The following is a 19,179-nucleotide window of genomic DNA, read 5'->3' on the forward strand; positions in this document are numbered from 1 at the left end:
TGGGAATTCTGCTTCGGCTCACTACGGTTTACGGGGCGGATTGCCCGCTCACGGCGCCACCGCGGGCGTCGCCCGTACCGCTCTCATCTGATACGATTGGCGGCCTTTCAGGTGGTCTCGGATCAACGATTCCGCCTGTTCCCCGTCGCGGCGCAGCAAGGCGCTGACAAACGCTTCGTGATCGTTCATCGCCTTGGTCCATTCGTCCAGGTCGAAATTTGAGCGATAGCGCAATGCCTGTACTTGCAGATTGAATCGGTCGTAGGCATGCGTCAACGCGGGGTTGTGCGCAGCGCGATTGATCGCGATATGCGTGCCCATGCTGGTCGCATAGTAGGCGCGGATATCCCGGTTGTTGTAGTGATCCCAGGTTTGCGCGTGCAACTGCGCAATATGCGCCAGTTCCTCATCGCTGGCGCGCTCGACCGCGCTGCGTGCGGCGAGCCCCTCCAGCACCGCCAGCACATCAAAAATATTCTCGATATCGGCGGCCGACAATTCCACCACCATCGCGCCACGCTTGGGCTGTAAGGTCAGAAGCCCATCGGAAGCCAACATCCGGTAGGCCTCGCGCAACGGCGTGCGCGAAATTTTGAGGCGATCGCATAGATCGCGCTCGTTTAGCCACGTGCCCGGCTTTAACGTGCCGTCGATGATCAACTGGCGCAGCCGCTCTGCCACGACAGCCGGCAAGGTGGGGTGGTGAATGGCCAGATCCAGGGAGGACTGGTCAGAAACCGAAACGTCAAGGTTAGCCATAGGTTGTTCGCATTTTCTAAATCGACTATCGTTGTATCTGGTATACCAAACACCAAAGGTATACCAAGCCTGTACCCATCATAGAGCAAGCAATGCCAACACAGGTTCACTAACTGAGGAGACATACACTATGCATATCCCTACTCGTGCCTGGGCCAGCGCCCTGGTGACCGCCGTGCTGGTTTCCGCCACCGGCCCCACTCTAGCCCAGGATGCGTCGAAATGGCCGGAACGTCCCATCCGGTTAGTCGTCGGTTTTGTACCTGGCGGCGGTACGGACGTATCCGCGCGAATTCTGTCTGCGAAGCTCTCTGGCATCCTGGGTCAGCAGGTCGTCGTGGAAAACAAACCCGGTGCATCGGGCCTGATCGCGTCCGATTATGTGGCCAAGGCGGATCCCGATGGCTATACCCTGCTGCTTGCCAACATGCAGTCTACGGTAGCCGCGCCCTATGTCGTGCAGTCGACGATCGATCCTATCAGGGACTTCACCGCGGTCCGCTACATCGGCTCGGTACCCAACGTGCTGGTGATCAATCCCACCAAACATAACTACACCAGCGTGCAGAATCTTATCGACGATGCCCGAGCTCACCCCAAACAATTGCTGTACGCGTCATCCGGTCAGGGCAGTCCGCAGCACCTGAGCGCCGCCAGGTTCTCGCAGATTACCGATGTGGAAATGGAACACGTCCCATACAAGGGTAGCGGCCAGGCCATGACCGACCTGTTGGGCGGCAATGTCGACATGAATTTCGACACACTGCCTGGTGCGATTGGCCAGATCCAGGCTGAAAAACTACGCCCACTGGCCGTGACCAGCGCACAGCGCAGCAAGCGGTTGCCCGATGTGCCCACCCTGGCCGAAGCCGGGATCAAAGGGATGGACATCGTGCAATGGTATGCCATTTTGGCGCCCGCCCAATTACCCAAGCCGATTCTGGAGAAGCTCGATAAGGCCTTGTCGCAAACACTGGCGGACCCCGACACTCGCAACAAGCTGACCGAACAAGGTATGAACGTGGGTGATGGTCCGACCACGCCGGCAGCCTTCGCCAGCTATATCCAGGACGAATGGGCCAAGTACGGAAAGATCACCAGCAGCCTGGGCTTGACCAAGCCGTGAACCGCCCCCTACCCGAGGACACGTCGTCCCCGATTAAACGCGGAAGGAATCCTATGAATGCGCCCTCTCCCACCAACGCGGCTGGCGAGTCGCTGGTTCAGGTGCAACGCGATGGCGGCATCGTAACCGTCATCCTGAATCGCCCGGAAAAGCTCAATGCCTTCACCATCGATGGCTGGCGACTGCTGGGCGACACTTTTCTGGAACTGAACGAAGATGACGACGTGCGCTGCATCGTGTTGCGTGGGGCGGGCGAGAAATCCTTCTCCCCAGGCAACGACATCAGCGAATTCGAAACCTCGCGCAGCAATAAACAACAGGCGGTGGCATACGGGGCGCTCATGCGTCGCACGATTGAGTCTCTGGCCAATTGCCGTCACCCGATTGTGGCGCAAATTCATGGGATTTGCGTCGGCGGCGGGCTGGAAATCGCCAGCTTGGCCGACATACGCATTTGCGGTGAAAGCTCGCGCTTTGGCGTGCCGATCAAGAATCTCGGCCTGGTCATGTCGTATTCAGAGTTATCGCCTCTGGTACGCTTGGTAGGACCCACCGTGGCGTTGCAGGTGCTGCTGGAAGGTACGGTTTTTGACGCGGCCGAGGCGCTGCGCTTAGGCGTGGTCACGCGCGTCGCCGCCGATGATCAGGTCGCCGCCGAGGCCCAGACAACCGCGCGCCGCATCGCCGATGGTGCGCCACTGGTGGCGCGCTGGCACAAAAAATTCGTTCGAAATCTGGTTGCAGGAAAGTCATTGACCGATGCTGATCGCGACGAGGCCTTCGATTGCTTTGATACTGAAGACTTCCGCACTGGTTATCGTGCCTTCTTGTCCAAAGAAAAACCACAGTTCAGCGGACGCTGAGTACTGATTCAGGAGCACCTATGCAAAACGATCCATCCGCGACACCTACCCCCCCTGCCGGCGCGGCCAAGGGTGCACTGGCAGGCATGCGCGTGATTGAGCTTTCCCAGATCATGGCGGGGCCGACCTGCGGCATGATGTTGGCCGACATGGGCGCCGACGTGATCAAAGTCGAAAAGATCAACGGCGGCGACGATTCACGGCAATATCGCGACCCACAGATCAATGGTATTTCGGCGCCTTATTTGATGCTGAACCGGAACAAGCGCGCCATCGCGCTGGACTTGAAGCACCCAGAAGGCAAGAAAGTCCTGCTGCGCATGATCCGGGATGCCGATGTGGTCACCGAAAATTTCCGTAAAGGCACGATGGAGAAACTGGGTCTGGGCTACGAGACCCTGCGCCAAGAGAACCCTGGCCTGATTTACTGCGCGGTATCCGGATATGGCTTGTCGGGCCCTTATGCGGACAAAGGCGGTTTTGATTTGGTCGCGCAAGGCTTCTCGGGCCTGATGGCCATTACCGGAGAACCTGGCGGCCCGCCGCTGCGTACCGGAAACTCGGTCGCGGATATCAATGCGGGCCTGCTGGCGGCGTTCGGCGTGTTGGCCGCGTATCAGCACAAGCAGCGCACGGGTGAAGGCCAGATTGTCGAAACCTCGTTGCTGGAAGCCAGCTTGCAGCAACTGTATTGGCACGCAGCCATTTACTTTGGTAGCGGCGTATCGCCCGGGCCGACCGGATCGGCTCATGTCTTGAGCGCGCCATATCAAGCGTTTCCCACCAGTACCGACTGGATCATCATCGGTGGTGCGAATGAAAAGAATTGGCAGCGCATCACGACGGCCATGGGCAAGCCCGAATGGGCGGACGACCCACGCTTTGCGCGTAATCGCGATCGAATGAACAACCGCGATGAGCTCGTTGAATTGATGTCCACGATCCTGAAAACGCGCAGCGCGCAGGAATGGCTGGATGTCTTCGATGAGGCCGGTGTGCCCGCCGGTCCTGTGCATTCGATCGCGCAGGCACTGTCGCATCCACAGACGTTGGCACGCGGCATGGTAGTGGAACAGGAGCATCCCGTCGCGGGCACGGTGCGCACCGTCGGTATGCCCGTCAAGCTATCGGCCACACCGGCGCAATACCATCGCCCGGCACCGCAACTGGGTGAAGACACGATCGCTATCCTCGGCGAATTCGGCTACAGCGCGCAAGAGATCGATACCTTGATCAATACGGGCGTCGTATCCGCAATCAATCGCGAATCCCCCGCTGCCTAAATGATGCGGTGCAGACGAGGGGCCGGGGCATGATGAACGGCCCCGCCCTGCCGCCTGCCGTCAAAGCTCGCCCAGATACGCCTCGCGGACTTTTGGGTTGGTCAGCACGTCACGCGCGGGACCAGACAGCGCCAATTCGCCAGACTCCATCACATAGCCGCGATGGCTGTGCTCCAACGCCAGCTTGGCATTTTGCTCGATGAGCAAAATAGTGACACCCTCGTTGGCAATGGTGCGCACGACTTCGAAGACTTTTTCCACCATGAGGGGAGCCAATCCCATCGAGGGTTCGTCCAGCAACAGCAATTTGGGGCGGGCAATCATCGCTCGGCCCATGGCGACCATTTGTTGTTCGCCGCCCGACAGCGTACCGGCCGCTTGTTTGCGACGCTCGGCCAACCGGGGAAACAAGGTGAACACGCGCTCGGTATCCTGTCGTATCTGCACCGCATCGCGCCGCGTGTACCCGCCCATGGCCAGGTTTTCTTCGATCGTCAGTTGACCGAAAATACCTCGCCCCTCGGGGACCATCACCAAACCGCGACGCACGAGCTCAAACGATTTGCGACCATTGATGGATTGACCATCGTATTGCACATCGCCGCCAGCCAAAGGCACCAGGCCACATATGGCTCGCAGCGTCGTGCTCTTGCCCGCGCCATTCGCGCCGATCAGGCAAACCAATTCGCCGGCATCGACGTGAAGGTCAATACCGCGCACGGCACGAATACCGCCATAGGCGACCTCTAGATTACGCAACGCTAATAAGGGTTGAGATGCGCTCATGGTACGGTGTGCTCCGAATGCGGCGCCTGAATGTCCTGGGCGGCGCCAGCACCTAGATAAGCTTCAATGACTTTCGGATCGCGTTGTACCTGTGCAGGCTTGCCCATGGCCAAGACCTTGCCGTATTCCAGGACGAGCACGCGATCGCATAATCCCATCACGAGTTTCATATCGTGTTCAATGAGGAGCACGGTGATTCCATCGTTACGGATCTTTTCGATCAGCTGGCGCAAGACCACAGTTTCTGATGCATTCATGCCCGCCGCAGGCTCGTCCAGTGCCAGCAGCTTGGGCTCGGTGGCAAGCGCCCGTGCGATTTCCAGGCGCCGTTGGTCGCCGTAAGACAACGAGCGAGCGACATCGTTGGCACGTGGGCCGATGCCGACATAGTCGAGTAACTCGTGGGCACGTCGTTCGATGGCAGCCTCTTCGGCTCGGGTCGCAGACGTACGCAGTACCGCACCCAACACCCCGGCGCGGGTGCGCACGTGTCGCCCGATCATGACGTTTTCGATGGCACTCAGGTTGGCGAACAAACGAATGTTTTGAAAGGTGCGCGCCAGGCCGACTTGGGCAACCTCGTGCGGTTTGCGTCCGGTGAGTGGCTTGCCGTTGAACGTGCAGCTCCCCTCTTCCGGGATATATAGGCTCGTCAATACGTTGAATAGCGTCGTTTTACCCGCGCCGTTTGGGCCGATCAGGCCGTAGATTTCACCGGCTTGAATATCAAAGCTCACGCCGGACAAGGCTTGTAAGCCACCAAAACGCTTGCCCAGACCTTCTGCTTGCAAAATGATGCTCATGCTCGACCTCCGGTCGTGCCTGCCAGCTCGCGCTTGCGCACGGCAGAGGGCCACAGTCCGGCGGGCCGGAACAACATCACGCAAACCATCGCCAGGCCAAACAGCAGCATGCGGATGCCTTCGGGGTCGAGCACGACTTCGCCGAATATCAGCCGCTGCACGGGCTCGACCACGGCACGCAGAAACTCGGGTAAGGCGGCCAACAGCACGGCGCCCAGAATCACGCCGGGGATATTACCCATGCCGCCGAGCACCACCATACACAGAACGGAAATAGATTCGGTCAGGCTAAAACTCTCGGGGCTGACGAAACCCTGCATGGACGCAAACAACGCGCCCGCAACGCCCCCAAAAGATGCCCCCATCGCAAATGCCAGGAGCTTGACGTTACGCGTATTGATCCCCATGGCCTTGGCGGCGATTTCGTCTTCACGTATGGCCTCCCAAGCTCGGCCGATACGTGAATTTTGCAAGCGCATGCACACCAGCACGATCAGCAAGGTAATGCCCAACAGCAAGTAATAGTACTTTTCGGGACCGGTAAAGCGTATGCCAAGCAGCGTTTCTGTACGGCCGAACATGAACTCGCCGACCTTGAAGCCATCTATACGGTTAATGCCCTGCGGCCCGTTGGTGATGTTGATCGGCGCATTCAGATTATTAAGGAAAATGCGGATGATTTCGCCAAAACCCAAAGTCACGATGGCGAGATAATCACCGCGTAATTTGAGCGTAGGTGCTCCCAGCAGTACGCCAAATACGCACGCCACGCCGAGGCTGATCGGCAAGATCGCCCAGAACGGCAAGTGCAAGCCAAAGTGCGGTGACGCCAGCAATGCCCAGGCATAAGCGCCTACCGCGTAAAACGCGATATAACCCAGATCGAGCAAGCCGGCAAAGCCCACCACAATGTTCAGGCCCAGGGCCAGCATCACGTACAGCAAGGCAAAATTGACGATGCGCACCCAGCTTTGCCCGGCCATGCCCAGCACGAACGGCAGCACGGCCAATGCAACACCTATCAGGACAATACCCAGCAGGTTGCGACTCGACACGCCGCGAGACTTAGTCGTCGTCATGCGCGATCTCCTACACGCTCACCGAGCAAGCCCGACGGACGGAAAATCAACACCAGCACGAGCACCACAAAGGCAAAGACGTCTTGATAATGACTGCCCAAGAAGCCGCCGGTGATGTCACCGATGTAGCCTGCACCCAGCGATTCGATGACGCCCAGCAACAGTCCGCCCGCCATCGCTCCGACCATATTGCCGATACCGCCCAACACCGCAGCAGTAAAAGCCTTGAGGCCCAGCATGAAGCCCATGGTGTACTGAGCGACACCGTAATAAGTGGTGACCATCATGCCGGCAATAGCGGCCAACGCTGAGCCAATCAAAAAGGCAGCCGAGATCACCGTGTTGATATTGACCCCCATCAAACCAGCGACTTCGCGGTTTTGCGCGGTCGCACGCATGGCGGTACCCAGGCGGGTCTTGTGCACGACGGCAAACAATGCGCCCATGATCAATGCAGCGATCAGCACAATGGCCATTTGCAACGAGGTTATGCGCGCACCCGCCAGTTCGAAGACCTGGGGCTGCAAGACTTGCGGAAAGCTCAGGTAGTTGCGCCCCCACACCATCATGGCCAGGTTTTGCAAAATGATCGATACACCGATGGCGGTGATCAATGCGGCCAGGCGCGGCGCACGGCGCAGCGGCCGATAGGCCACGCGCTCGGCGGTCCAGCCAACAGCCATGCACAAGGGCACGGCCACAAGCAGGCCCACGCCCAACACAACAACGGCCGATACCGTGGGGTCGCCTCCCACCAGGGAGGTCGCAATCATGGTGGCCGCCATGGCCCCTATCATGACCACATCGCCATGCGCGAAATTGATGAGCCCGATGATGCCGTACACCATCGTATAGCCCAAGGCGACGAGCGCGTACACGCTACCCAGCGTCAGGCCATTGATAAGCTGCTGAATGAAGATATCCATAGGGATGCTGAGCCTTTGAAGTGCTCGTAGAGAAAACGACCGCGCCGCGCGGACCCGATGCCGCGTGACAAGTATGCGGCGGTGNGGGCACCCTGTGCCCGCACGCGATGCCTGGCTTAGTTGGCTTGACTAACCATGGTTTCGACCATTTCCCATTTACCGTTCTTGACTTGGTAAATAGTGACCGAGATTTCTTTCAGATCACCCTTGTCGTCGTAGGCGATGTGTTCGCTGGTCGCGCCTTTGCGCTCGATCGCTGCCAGCTTGGGCAGGTAGTCTTCGGGCTGGGCGGAACCCGCCTGCTCAATGGCCGTGATCATGGTCCAGGCGCCATCGTAGGCATAAGGGGCATAAACACCGGGTGACTTTTTAAAGCGCGCCTCGTAGCGTTGCGCGAAGTCTTTGCCCGCTGCCATCTTGTCCAGCGGTACGCCCGCCAACGACGCATACGTGCCCTCGGCGGCATCACCAGCGAGCTTCAGGAAAGTATCACTGCGGGTCATTTCACCTGACACCAGCGGCGCCTGGATTCCCAGCCTGACCAATTGACGCTTCATCGGACCGGATTGCGCATCCAGACCACCGTAGAAAATCGCATCAGGCGCGGCAGCCTTGATGTTGGTCAGAATGGCGGTAAAGTCATTGGCCTTGTCGGTGGTGTATTCGCGACGCACGATCTCGCCGCCAGCCTTTTTAACGGCCTTTTCGACCTCGTCAGCCAAGCCCTGTCCGTAAGCCGTACGGTCGTCGATGATGGCGACTTTCTTGCCCTTGAGGTTGTCGACGATGAACTTGCCCACGGCAGCACCTTGCTGCGTGTCGCTGGTCATCATGCGAAAGGTCGTGTCGTAGCTCTGGTTGGTGTACTCGGGCGAGGTGGCCATGGCGATTTGCGGCAACCCGGCTTCGTTGTACACGCGCGAGGCGGGAATGGTCGTCCCCGAATTGAAGTGACCCAGGATACCCTCGACCTCTTCGTCAACGAGTTGTTGCGCCACCTGCACCGCCGTGCGGGGATCGGCCTGATCGTCGCGCGACACCAGGATGAATTTGGCCGTTTCGCCATCAACCTTGATGCCTTTTTTGTTGGCCTCTTCGAGCGCCAGCGTCAGACCGTTTTGCATGTCTTCGCCGTAGTGCGATTGCGGACCGGTCAGTGGTGCGGCAAAGCCGAACTTGATGTCTTCGGCATGGGCCATACTGACGAAGCTGGCGGCAGCCAGCGCGGCGACCAGTGCCGGTGGGGAAAATACAAATTTCATGTCAACCCTCCTTTGTGAATGGGGTACTCGGTAGGCATACTGCGGCTTTTGGCACAGGTGCCTTTTCTCATGTAGAAAAAAGGAATGTCGAGCCCTTGCGAGGTCTTTCGAAAAAGCTCAACTTTCCCGTCATTTGCCGATAAAGTTGCACCGGATTTTTGACCAGGTGCAACCTGCTCGGCTATTAGCGATAACCCGTGCGTCACTCAACCAATAGACATCAGGCTGGCGTTTCCGCCAGCCGCGGTGGTGTTCACACTAATGGAACGCTCAGCCACGAGTTGCTCCAACGTATAGGCGGCGCCGGCCGCCAAGGCGTCCGGCGTCAGCCCTTGAACAATCAGGATGGGACCGTTGCGCGACGCAATGCGCTCGTTCCAGGCACGCAAGTTATCTCCGTCGCCCTCGAACAATACGCCCTGAAATACCGCCTCATCAACTTTGTCATCCGCAAGCAGCGTGACGCTGGCTTGCGATCCGGAACCCGCACGCCAAGCCTGTACGGCCGGGGTATCGAGGAACAGCGCCTTGTTGCCGGACGCCTGGGCAGCCGCGTACTGGGCCTGTGCGCCCGCCTCGGTAGCCGCCACGCACAACACAGTGCCACGCGGGTGCAGATGATAGGTATTTTGCTCGCCCGTGGGGCCCGGCAACGTTTGCATGCAGGGTGAGGACAAAGACACGTCCTTCTCGACGCCAGGGGGCAGTCCAGCGGGCCGCAGTGCCAGCAAACGGTACAGATACAGCGGACCTCCCGCCTTCGGGCCGGTACCGGACAATCCCTCGCCGCCAAAGGGCTGCACGCCCACGACTGCGCCTACGATATTCCGATTGACGTACATGTTTCCGGCATGCGCCCGCTGTGTCACATGCCCAATGGTTTCGTCGATACGGCTATGCACGCCAAAGGTCAATCCGTAACCCGTCGCGTTGATCTGATCCAGTACCTGATCCAGGGCGTTACGCTCATAGCGCAATACATGCAACACCGGACCGAAGACCTCGCGGGTGAGCGCGTCCACACTACCGATCTCGATCAACGTGGGAGGTACGAACATGCCGTAGCGGCACTGGCTATCGAGCTCGACCTGATCGATTCGATGGCCGGCGGTACGCATTGTCTCGATGTGACGCAGGATATTGTCGCGGGCATCCGCGTCGATCACCGGACCCACATTGACCGCTAATTGATCGGGATTACCCACGCGCAATTCGCGCATGGCGCCCCGCAGCATGTGCAAGATGTGATCCGCGCTGTCTTCCTGGAGGCACAGCACGCGCAATGCGGAACAACGCTGGCCTGCCGAATCGTAGGCGGAGTTCAACACGTCGAACACGACCTGCTCTGCCAGTGCGGACGAATCCACAATCATGGCATTTTGACCGCCCGTTTCCGCAATGAGCGGAATGGTATGGCCATGATCATCCAGGCGACGCGCCAAGGTGCGCGCAATCAGACGCGCCACATCGGTAGACCCCGTGAACATGACGCCATCGATGGCGGAACTGTCTACCAGTTGTGCGCCGACGGTTTCGCCACGCCCTGGCAACAACTGTACGGCGCCCGCGGGCACGCCGGCCGACCGCAGGATCTGCACGGCCTGCGCGGCGATCAGGCAGGTTTGCTCTGCCGGCTTGGCGATGACGGAGTTACCTGTTACCAGCGCGGCCGCGACCTGCCCGGTGAAAATGGCCAGTGGGAAATTCCAGGGGCTGATACATAGCACCGTTCCCAACGGACGATGGGTATCGTTACCGAACTCGCGCTCGGCCTGATCCGCGTAATAGCGCAGAAAATCGACAGCCTCGCGGACTTCGGCAATGGCGTTGGACAAGGACTTCCCTGCCTCTCGAACGATCAAGCCCAACAGCGGCTGCATGCCTTCTTCGAGAAGTTGCGCGGCGCGACGCAGGCACTGCGCGCGCTCGGCCACCGGCGTGGATTGCCAGATCGGCGCCGTGCTTTCCGCCAGGCGCAAAGCCGCGTCAACCTCGGCGGGCAGTGCCTCGATGACATGACCCACGAGATCGCGTTGATCCGCGGGGTTGCGCACCTCGATCACCCGCGCGGTATCCCAGGCGATACTGGCCTCGCCCAGCATAGGCAGCGCCTGCCACGGGGTGGCGGCACTGGCCAACAACGCGGCCGCGAGCGACCCCAGTCGATGCTCGTTAGTGAGATCCAGGCCCGCGGAATTCAGGCGTGCGCCACTGCTGGCCGGGCCATAGAGTTCACGCGGTAGCGGAATTTGCTCGTGCGGTGCGCCCAGCGGCGAAATGCACGCGGCCACATCGACCGGGTCCGCCACCAACTGATCGATCGAAATGCTTTCATCGCCGATCAGATTCACGAACGAGGTATTGGCGCCGTTTTCGAGCAGACGACGCACCAGATAGGCCAACAAGGTCTCGTGCGTGCCCACGGGTGCATAGATGCGGCACGGCCGGTTCAGCTTGCCCTGTGCGAGCGGCCCGACGACCTGGTCATACAGAGGCTCGCCCATGCCGTGCAAGCACTGGAATTCGTACTGCCCGGGATAGTAATTTTGGCCCGCCAACTGGTACACCGCCGACAGGGTATAAGCGTTGTGCGTCGCGAATTGTGGATACACGGCTTCGGGTGCGCTCAAGAGCTTGCGTGCACAAGCCAGGTACGCTACATCGGTATAGACCTTGCGGGTATACACCGGATAGCCTTCCAGGCCATCAACCTGCGCTCGCTTGATTTCCGTATCCCAATAGGCGCCCTTGACCAGGCGCACCATGATGCGATGCCGGCTGCGGCGCGCCAGATCGATCACATAATCGATCACGAAAGGCGCACGTTTTTGGTAGGCCTGGATCACGAACCCAATGCCATTCCACCCCTCCAGCTCGGGCGCCAGGCAGAGCGCTTCGAGCAGATCCAGGGAAATCTCCAGCCGATCGGCTTCTTCGGCATCGATATTCAACCCGACGTCGTACTGGCGCGCCAGCAGCGTCAACGCCTTGACGCGGGGCAGCAACTCGACCATGACGCGCTCGCGCTGCGCACGCGAATACGTGGGGTGCAATGCCGAGAGCTTGATGGAAATGCCCGGCCCCTCGTAGATGCCGCGACCCGCGGCGGCCTTGCCTATGGCATGAATCGCCTGTTCATACGAGGCGTAATAGCGATCCGCGTCTTCGCTAGTGGTCGCGGCCTCGCCGAGCATGTCGTACGAATACCGAAAGCCTTTGGCCTCGTGTTTGCGGTTGTTGGCCAGCGCCTCGGAAATCGTCTGGCCTGATACGAATTGCTCGCCCATCATGCGCATGGCCATGTTGACGCCCTTGCGCACCAGCGGCTCGCCGCCTTTGCCGATCATGCGCGTGAGCGCTTTTGACAGCGATTGCTCGCTATTGACCGCGACGAGCTTGCCCGTGAGCATCAGCCCCCAGGTGGCGGCATTGACGAACAGCGATTGCGAGCCGCCCATATGGGCGCGCCAGTCGCCGCGCGAGATTTTGTCGCGAATCAGGGCATCGCGCGTGGCTCGATCGGGGATACGCAATAACGCCTCGGCCAGACACATCAATGCCACGCCTTCCTGGCTGGACAGGGAGAACTCCTGAATCAGCCCCTCGACACCGCCACCGCCGCCTTTATCGCGCAACGCCTTCACCAGGCGCGTGGCCATGGCGTGGATTTTCTCGGGATTGGGCATACGCGCCTGGCCCAGCAGCAGCGGCACGCACTCGGGCTCGGGGCGACGATAGGCCGCGGTGATCGCCGCGCGCAGCACCGACTGCGGCTGGACGTCCTGGCCAAATTCAAAGAATGGTGGTGTGGGGGTCTGCGCACCGGCATCGGTATCGCCAATGTCGGCTTTGCCCTGGGAAAGATGCAGGATCTCCGCGGGTAGCTGGCCGCGTTCGATTTTGTCCAGGTATGCCAACAATGCCTGCTTGTGTAGCCAGTGCGGGGTGCAATCCAGTTTCCGCGCGGCGGCCTTCAAGCGGTCACGCAAGGTGTCGTCCACCTTGACGCCCAATGTGGTGCTGCTCATGATGCGTGCAGTTCCTCAGTTATGGCAAGCCACTCGCGGGCGCAAGGCACCACGATACAGGGTTACCCATTCAGTGATACCCGAATACTAAGGAAGATATAACCAATTTTGAATTATGGTTAACCTTTAAGGGTTAACCCTATTTTATTGGGCGCAACCCAGCAGCTGTACTTGTCCGGAGGCCGGTGTCGCACGCGCGCCCCCGGACTGAATCGCCGAGGCAATAGTGTCGGCCAGCAACACAACCGCCTGCTGCTGCGCATGCACCAGCGACCCTACCACATTGATCTGATCGGCAGGCACCTGCACCACCGAGCCGCAAATCAGGGCGCGGCCATTCTTTACATTGATGGGACGCACACGCCACGTGGCATCCAATCGCGCCGGTCCACCCTCGACCATGTCAAAGCGCTGCACATCGACCTGGATGCGCCACACAGGGATGTCCTTGGCGGGCGACAGCGTCTGCACGTTCAGCGCCCCCAGCGTGCGTGTCAGGGTGTCCGTCAGCGCCGAACCGATCTCGTTGCCCAGCGATGCGCTCCAGCGATCCGAATAAAGCGGTGTCAGGGCACCATTGTTCTGCCCTTCTCGCAGCATGATCTGCGGTTGATCGGCCTGCTGCGGCACCGTCACAGGCGCCAGCTCGATTTGATAATCCACGCGCGGCACGTTCGCGGGGGCCGCTTGCGGTGCCGGTTGCAATGTGTAGAAACGTACGGGAGGCGAACTGCCGCAACCGGCCAGGGCGGCTGACAGCGCCAGCAGGGACAAAAACGAAATGCGTCGCATGGCAGACATGGCTTAGTTCCTGACTTGGCCCGGGATGGGATCATCGCCACGGCCGCGAATCAAGGCTTCGGGGTGGACTTGCAGATAGTCGGCCAGGCCGCGCAACGAACGAGCGGCACGACCCAATTCCTTCATGGCCTGCTCGGCGTTGGTCGGCAGGGATCCGTCTTGCGCCAACAACTCATTGATGGCATCGAGCGACTTGCGGGCGGCCTGGACGGTGTTGCGCAACTCGGGAGCCAGGTTCTTGTCCAGCGTAGTCAACAATCTCGACGCGCTCGACAAGGTCGAGCNCAGATCCGTGCCGATCTGATCGAACGGGATCTTGTCGATCTTGTCGACGATGTTGGTGATCTGCTGCTGCAGTTGTTCCAGATTGCCCGGGATCGTGGGTATCTGAATCGGATCCGTGATCTTGAATTCGACGGGCTCGACCTTCGGGAAATTTTCGAGCACGATATACAACTGACCGGTCAAGAGGTTAGACGTACGCAACTGCGCCCGCAAACCGTATTTCACCATGACCGCCAGCAAGCGTCCGCCGGTCTTGTCGCCATCGGCCTCGGCACGCGCATGCATCCTGTCATACACGGGTCCTAGACGCTCGGGATACAGAACGGCATCAACCACGGCGAAGAAGCGTTTTTTGTCGTTGTCGAAATCGATGCTGATCTTGGTGACATGACCCAGAGCAATACCCTGGAAATCGACCATCGCGCCGACAGCCAAGCCCCGAATAGTCTGATCAAAACGCATACGGATCGGGAATGGTTCACCATCCGGGTTCGCCTTGGCCTCGTCCTCCGTGTCATAGAGTTCGTAGCTGGCGCCGGGTTCGGCGAGCTTCGTATCATTGACATTGACGGACTCAAAAGCCACTCCCCCCAACGCCAGGGACATCAAGGACTGGGTATGCAGCTTCAGCCCGCTCGCGTCTACCTGCAGATCGATCCCGCTGGCATTCCAGAAACGCGTACCGGTCGTGACGAACTTGTCGTTGGGCGCATCGACGAAGACTTCGACATTGACTGCTTCTCCGCTGTCATCAAGCTTGTATCCAATAACGCGCCCCACGTTGATGCGACGGAAATACACCGGCGAGCCGATATCCAGCGATCCTAAATCTTGCGCTTTTAGGATAAAACGCTTGCCAGCACGATCGTTGGTCACGGCCGGCGGCGTCTCCAGGCCCACAAAGTCGAATTTGGTCGCGGAGGTTTCGGCCCCTGCCCCGTCCCGGGCGTCCACATCAATATAGGCGCCAGACAGCAGGGTCCCCAGGCCCGACACCCCATTGAGGCCCAGGCGTGGACGTACCACCCAAAAATTCGTTCCCTCTGCGGCCAGCCCCGCGGCGTTTTTGGATAATTGAGCTGTCACAATGACTTTGGAGCGGTCTTCGTTGAACTTAATCCGTTGCACCATGCCCACCACCACGTCCTTATAGCGGATTTGGGTTTTGCCAACATCGAGACCTTCGGCGGTTTCAAACACAATGGAAATCTCGGGCCCCTCTTGCATCCAGGTGCGCAGCACAAGCGATAAGGCAATCAGCGCCGCAACCACCGGCACCAACCACACCCAGTTGATGCGTCGTTGTTTTTTGCGTACCACCTCTGGCGCGGCAATACCGTCATCAGGGGGCGGGGATTTTTGATCGACCATGATTTGAATGCGATGCCTGAATTTGTCTATGCCGTATCGTGCCGAGAAGCCACGGGGCCGGTCCCGGTGTGAGTCATACTCGGCGCCTCGTGATCACTCGGGTCTTGTGCCCTGCGTGAAGCGATTGCCGTATTGCTTGCTTCGTTCGTTTCGTCTGATTCGTGTGTCTCAAGATCCCACGCCAGGCGCGGATCAAAGCTCATGGCGGCCAGCATGGTCAAAATGACTACCAGGCCAAACGCCCCGGCCGCCGGCCCCGCTGAAATCTCCATCAGCCCCTGAAAATGCGCCAGCGACGCGAGCAGTATCACGACAAAAACGTCCAGCATCGACCACTGCCCGATGAACTCGACCATTTCATACAGGCGAGTGCGTTGGCGCAGATTAAACTGACTTTCCCGTTGTACGCTACCGGCAAGTATTGCCAGAGCCAACATTTTGGTCAGCGGCACGACAATACTGGCGATAAACACGATCAGTGCGATATCCCACGAACCGGTCTGCCATAACTCGACCACCCCACCCAGAATCGTATGGCCGCTGTCGCCCAAAAACAGGGATTGGATGTTCATGATGGGCAGCACATTCGCCGGCACATAAAGCGCCGCCGCCGCGACTAACAATGCCCAGGTACGGGTCAGGCTTTGAGGCTTGCGTGCATGCACGATCGCGTTGCAACGGACGCAGTGATGTGAGTCGCCCTCGTGCTGATGATCGATAGCATGTACGTGATAGGGCTCATGCGACGATGATGAGCCGTCAGGCACAGGCACGGCCTGTACCTGCCCGCAGACATGGCAACCCGTCAGTGTCTGCCCGGGTGCGGGCCGCGGCACATGGACAGGTGTGACGCCTGCCTTCTCGACATAACGCCATAATGCATGCGGCGACAAGCGCTCAAGCGTTGCCAGCAGCACGACCAGGGCGCCAAAGGCGTATAAGCCCGGCGCCGGGCTGACTGACGCCATGCCCGCCAATTTGACCACCGATACCAATACCCCCAGCAAGAACACCGGCACCATGCACCAGGGACGCAATATGCCCAAGAGGCGTACGGCGGGTCGCAAACCCGCTGGCTCGCGGCCGAGCGCCAGCGGCCATAACACCCACACCAAGATAATCAGATGCAAGAAAGGCAAGGCAAAGCCCGCCAGCCCGGTCATCATGGCTGTCCATACGTAACCCTGATCCCAGGTCATGATCACCGCGGTGAGTAACGACGCCTCACGTGTCATGCCCTGCACTGACATGCTGATGACCGGGTACGCATTGGCAATCGCAAAAACGATCAGGGCGGCCAAGCTCAACGCTAGCCACCCCGATACACTGATCCCACTATACCGCCACAGAATGGTACCGCAGCGCGCGCACGTGGCCGTTTCGCCGTGCTGCAGCTCGTGCCGCCGGAAAATACTGCCACAGTGCTCGCAGGAAATCAGCGGTTTGGGGGACAAGGTCAATCAACCAACTCGACTTCCTGACGGTCCGGCGGCGTCTTGGAGTCTGCCGACTTGCCTGATCCATCAAAGTTAAGTTGCACCTTGCCATCGGCATCCAGATCGACGGTCACCGTGCCACCATCGACCAGCTTGCCAAACAACAGCTCGTCGGCCAACGCGCGCCGTATGGTGTCCTGGATCAGGCGTTGCATCGGCCGTGCACCCATGAGCGGGTCGAAACCCTCTTTGGCCAGATGTGCACGCAAGGCCTCGGTAAAGACCGCCTCGACACGACGTTCGTGCAATTGGTCCTCAAGCTGCATCAGGAATTTGTCGACCACGCGCAAAATGATATCGCGCGACAAACTGTCAAACGGGATGATGGCATCGAGGCGATTGCGGAACTCGGGCGTAAACATGCGGCGGATCTCGGCCATTTCGTCGCCGGTGACACGGCTGTTCGAAAAACCGATGGACGGCCGATTCAACGTTTCGGCACCCGCGTTGGTCGTCATGATGATGATGACATTACGGAAGTCCGCCTTGCGCCCGTTGTTGTCGGTCAGGGTGCCATGATCCATGACCTGCAGCAGAATGTTGAACACATCCGGATGGGCCTTTTCGATCTCGTCGAGCAGCAGGACGCAGTGCGGTTGCTTGGTGATGGCTTCGGTCAACAGACCGCCCTGATCAAACCCGACGTATCCGGGAGGCGCCCCGATCAGGCGAGACACGGCATGGCGCTCCATGTACTCGGACATGTCAAAGCGCAACAACTCGACCCCCAAGGTGAACGCCAATTGGCGTGCGACTTCGGTTTTACCCACACCGGTCGGGCCCGAGAACAAGAACGAACCAATCGGACGGTCTGGCTTGCCCAATCCGGAACGCGCCATCTTGATGGAGGCCGACAGCGCCTCGATCGCGTTGTCCTGGCCAAACACCACGGTTTTCAGGTCGCGATCCAGCGTCGCGAGCTTGCTTCGATCATCGTTGGACACGGATTGCGGCGGAATGCGCGCAATTTTGGAAACGATGTTTTCGATGTCGATCTTGCCGATGAGTTTCTTTTGGCGCGAGCGCGGCAGCAGCCGCTGGGCGGCGCCGGCCTCGTCAATGACGTCGATGGCCTTATCGGGCAAATGACGATCATTGATATAACGCGCGGACAATTCGGCCGCGGCCGTGAGCGCCGCCGCGGAATACCGCACGCTGTGGTGCTCTTCGAAGCGACTCTTGAGGCCGCGCAAAATCTGCACGGTTTGCTCGACACTGGGTTCGGGCACGTCAATCTTCTGGAAACGACGCGACAAGGCGTGGTCTTTTTCGAAAACGCCGCGGAATTCGGTATAGGTCGTCGCGCCGATGCACTTGAGCTGACCCGACGACAAGGCGGGCTTGAGCAGGTTGGACGCATCCAGCGTGCCACCGGACGCCGAACCGGCGCCAATCAGCGTGTGGATCTCGTCGATGAACAGAACGGAGTCAGGATTACCGCGAATCTGCTTGAGCACGCCTTTGAGGCGTTGCTCGAAATCGCCGCGATATTTGGTACCGGCCAGCAGCGCGCCCATATCCAGCGCATAGACATGCGCGGCCTGCAGAATCTCGGGGACCTCGCCGCGCGTGATGCGCCAGGCCAATCCCTCGGCGATGGCAGTCTTGCCCACGCCGGCTTCGCCCACCAGGAGGGGGTTGTTTTTACGACGGCGGCACAGCACCTGAATCACGCGCTCGACCTCGTGCTCGCGGCCAATCAGTGGATCGATACGACCCGCCAGCGCCGCCGCGTTCAGGTCGGTCGCATATTGATCCAGCGGCGACTGACGCGCCTCGGTGTTTTCTTCGACACCGGGTTGTTCTTTCGGGGCGGCGGCTTCTTCTTGAGGTTGCTTGGTGATGCCGTGTGACAAGAAGTTGACCACATCCAGGCGTGTGACGCCCTGCTGTTGCAGGTAGTACACAGCGTGCGAGTCTTTTTCGCCAAAAATAGCCACCAGCACATTGGCGCCTGTGACCGGTTTCTTACCCGTCCCGCCTGCCGACACGTGCATGATCGCGCGTTGAATGACGCGTTGAAATCCTAGCGTAGGCTGCGTGTCGACCTCCGCGCCGGTGGGAATGACCGGCGTATTTTCAGACACGAACTGACGCAAGTTGCCGCGCAAATCATCCAGATTCGCGGTGCAAGCACGCAGGACCTCGATGGCCGAGGCATTATCGAGCAGCGACAGCAGCAGATGCTCGACGGTAATAAATTCATGCCGGGCCGAACGGGCCTCGACGAAAGCCATATGCAGGCTGACTTCAAGTTCTTGAGAAATCACGCTTCCTCCATAACGCATTGAAGCGATCGAAAAATACGACT

The 19,179-nt window shown here is 59.4% G+C and carries 13 protein-coding genes and 2 pseudogenes; 3 read left to right on the forward strand and 12 right to left on the reverse strand.

Translation table 11 applies throughout. The features are described 5' to 3' along the window. Positions 1 to 48: 48 nt before the first annotated feature. The gene (locus tag ACNAZS_RS04795) at positions 49 to 759 is read right to left on the reverse strand and encodes a GntR family transcriptional regulator (RefSeq protein ID WP_415786666.1); all 711 of its coding nucleotides are present in this window, start codon (positions 757 to 759) and stop codon (positions 49 to 51) included. Positions 760 to 889: 130 nt separating this feature from the next. Between ACNAZS_RS04795 and ACNAZS_RS04800 the strand changes: the two genes are divergently transcribed. Genes ACNAZS_RS04800 through ACNAZS_RS04810 form a run of 3 tightly spaced genes read left to right on the forward strand, consistent with a single transcriptional unit; the run spans position 890 to position 4,031 of the window. Continuing rightward, positions 890 to 1,885, forward strand: a complete 996-nt coding sequence (locus ACNAZS_RS04800) for a Bug family tripartite tricarboxylate transporter substrate binding protein (RefSeq protein WP_415786668.1) — start codon at positions 890 to 892, stop codon at positions 1,883 to 1,885. Positions 1,886 to 1,938: 53 nt separating this feature from the next. Beyond that, the gene (locus ACNAZS_RS04805; protein ID WP_415786670.1) at positions 1,939 to 2,748 is read left to right on the forward strand and encodes an enoyl-CoA hydratase/isomerase family protein; all 810 of its coding nucleotides are present in this window, start codon (positions 1,939 to 1,941) and stop codon (positions 2,746 to 2,748) included. A 20-nt stretch (positions 2,749 to 2,768) separates the two neighbouring features. Further along, positions 2,769 to 4,031, forward strand: a complete 1,263-nt coding sequence (locus ACNAZS_RS04810; RefSeq protein ID WP_415786672.1) for a CaiB/BaiF CoA transferase family protein — start codon at positions 2,769 to 2,771, stop codon at positions 4,029 to 4,031. Between the two features lie 60 nt (positions 4,032 to 4,091). Here the strand turns inward: ACNAZS_RS04810 and ACNAZS_RS04815 are convergent, their stop codons facing one another. The 11 genes and pseudogenes from ACNAZS_RS04815 to clpA form a co-directional block, all read right to left on the reverse strand. Then, the gene (locus ACNAZS_RS04815; RefSeq protein ID WP_415786675.1) at positions 4,092 to 4,817 is read right to left on the reverse strand and encodes an ABC transporter ATP-binding protein; all 726 of its coding nucleotides are present in this window, start codon (positions 4,815 to 4,817) and stop codon (positions 4,092 to 4,094) included. Then, on the reverse strand, positions 4,814 to 5,620 hold the full coding sequence (locus ACNAZS_RS04820; protein WP_415786677.1) for an ABC transporter ATP-binding protein: 807 nt from the start codon (positions 5,618 to 5,620) through the stop codon (positions 4,814 to 4,816). Before ACNAZS_RS04820 ends, ACNAZS_RS04815 begins: the two co-directional genes overlap by 4 nt. Further along, positions 5,617 to 6,699 carry an ABC transporter permease subunit gene (locus ACNAZS_RS04825; protein ID WP_415786680.1) on the reverse strand — a complete coding sequence of 361 codons (1,083 nt, stop codon included), beginning with the start codon at positions 6,697 to 6,699 and terminating at the stop codon, positions 5,617 to 5,619. Before ACNAZS_RS04825 ends, ACNAZS_RS04820 begins: the two co-directional genes overlap by 4 nt. Further along, entirely contained in the window at positions 6,696 to 7,625 is a 930-nt protein-coding gene (locus tag ACNAZS_RS04830; RefSeq protein ID WP_415786682.1) for a branched-chain amino acid ABC transporter permease, read from the reverse strand. Before ACNAZS_RS04830 ends, ACNAZS_RS04825 begins: the two co-directional genes overlap by 4 nt. Positions 7,626 to 7,741: 116 nt before the next feature. Beyond that, positions 7,742 to 8,887 carry a branched-chain amino acid ABC transporter substrate-binding protein gene (locus ACNAZS_RS04835; RefSeq protein WP_415786684.1) on the reverse strand — a complete coding sequence of 382 codons (1,146 nt, stop codon included), beginning with the start codon at positions 8,885 to 8,887 and terminating at the stop codon, positions 7,742 to 7,744. Between the two features lie 206 nt (positions 8,888 to 9,093). Continuing rightward, positions 9,094 to 12,915, reverse strand: a complete 3,822-nt coding sequence (gene putA, locus ACNAZS_RS04840) for a trifunctional transcriptional regulator/proline dehydrogenase/L-glutamate gamma-semialdehyde dehydrogenase (RefSeq protein ID WP_415786686.1) — start codon at positions 12,913 to 12,915, stop codon at positions 9,094 to 9,096. A gap of 144 nt (positions 12,916 to 13,059) precedes the next feature. After that, positions 13,060 to 13,707, reverse strand: coding sequence for a PqiC family protein (locus ACNAZS_RS04845; protein WP_415787073.1), 648 nt, complete (start codon positions 13,705 to 13,707; stop codon positions 13,060 to 13,062). A gap of 12 nt (positions 13,708 to 13,719) precedes the next feature. Continuing rightward, positions 13,720 to 14,000 (reverse strand): annotated as a pseudogene (locus ACNAZS_RS04850) (PqiB family protein); the annotation flags it as partial. Position 14,001: 1 nt separating this feature from the next. Next, positions 14,002 to 15,372 (reverse strand): annotated as a pseudogene (locus ACNAZS_RS04855) (PqiB family protein); the annotation flags it as partial. 26 nt (positions 15,373 to 15,398) lie between these two features. Then, positions 15,399 to 16,826, reverse strand: coding sequence for a paraquat-inducible protein A (locus tag ACNAZS_RS04860; RefSeq protein ID WP_415786688.1), 1,428 nt, complete (start codon positions 16,824 to 16,826; stop codon positions 15,399 to 15,401). Positions 16,827 to 16,828: 2 nt separating this feature from the next. After that, positions 16,829 to 19,138, reverse strand: coding sequence for an ATP-dependent Clp protease ATP-binding subunit ClpA (clpA, locus tag ACNAZS_RS04865; protein ID WP_415786690.1), 2,310 nt, complete (start codon positions 19,136 to 19,138; stop codon positions 16,829 to 16,831). Positions 19,139 to 19,179: the final 41 nt, after the last annotated feature.

This window comes from Bordetella tumulicola (genome assembly GCF_965138755.1).
GTDB lineage: Bacteria > Pseudomonadota > Gammaproteobacteria > Burkholderiales > Burkholderiaceae_B > Bordetella_A > Bordetella_A tumulicola.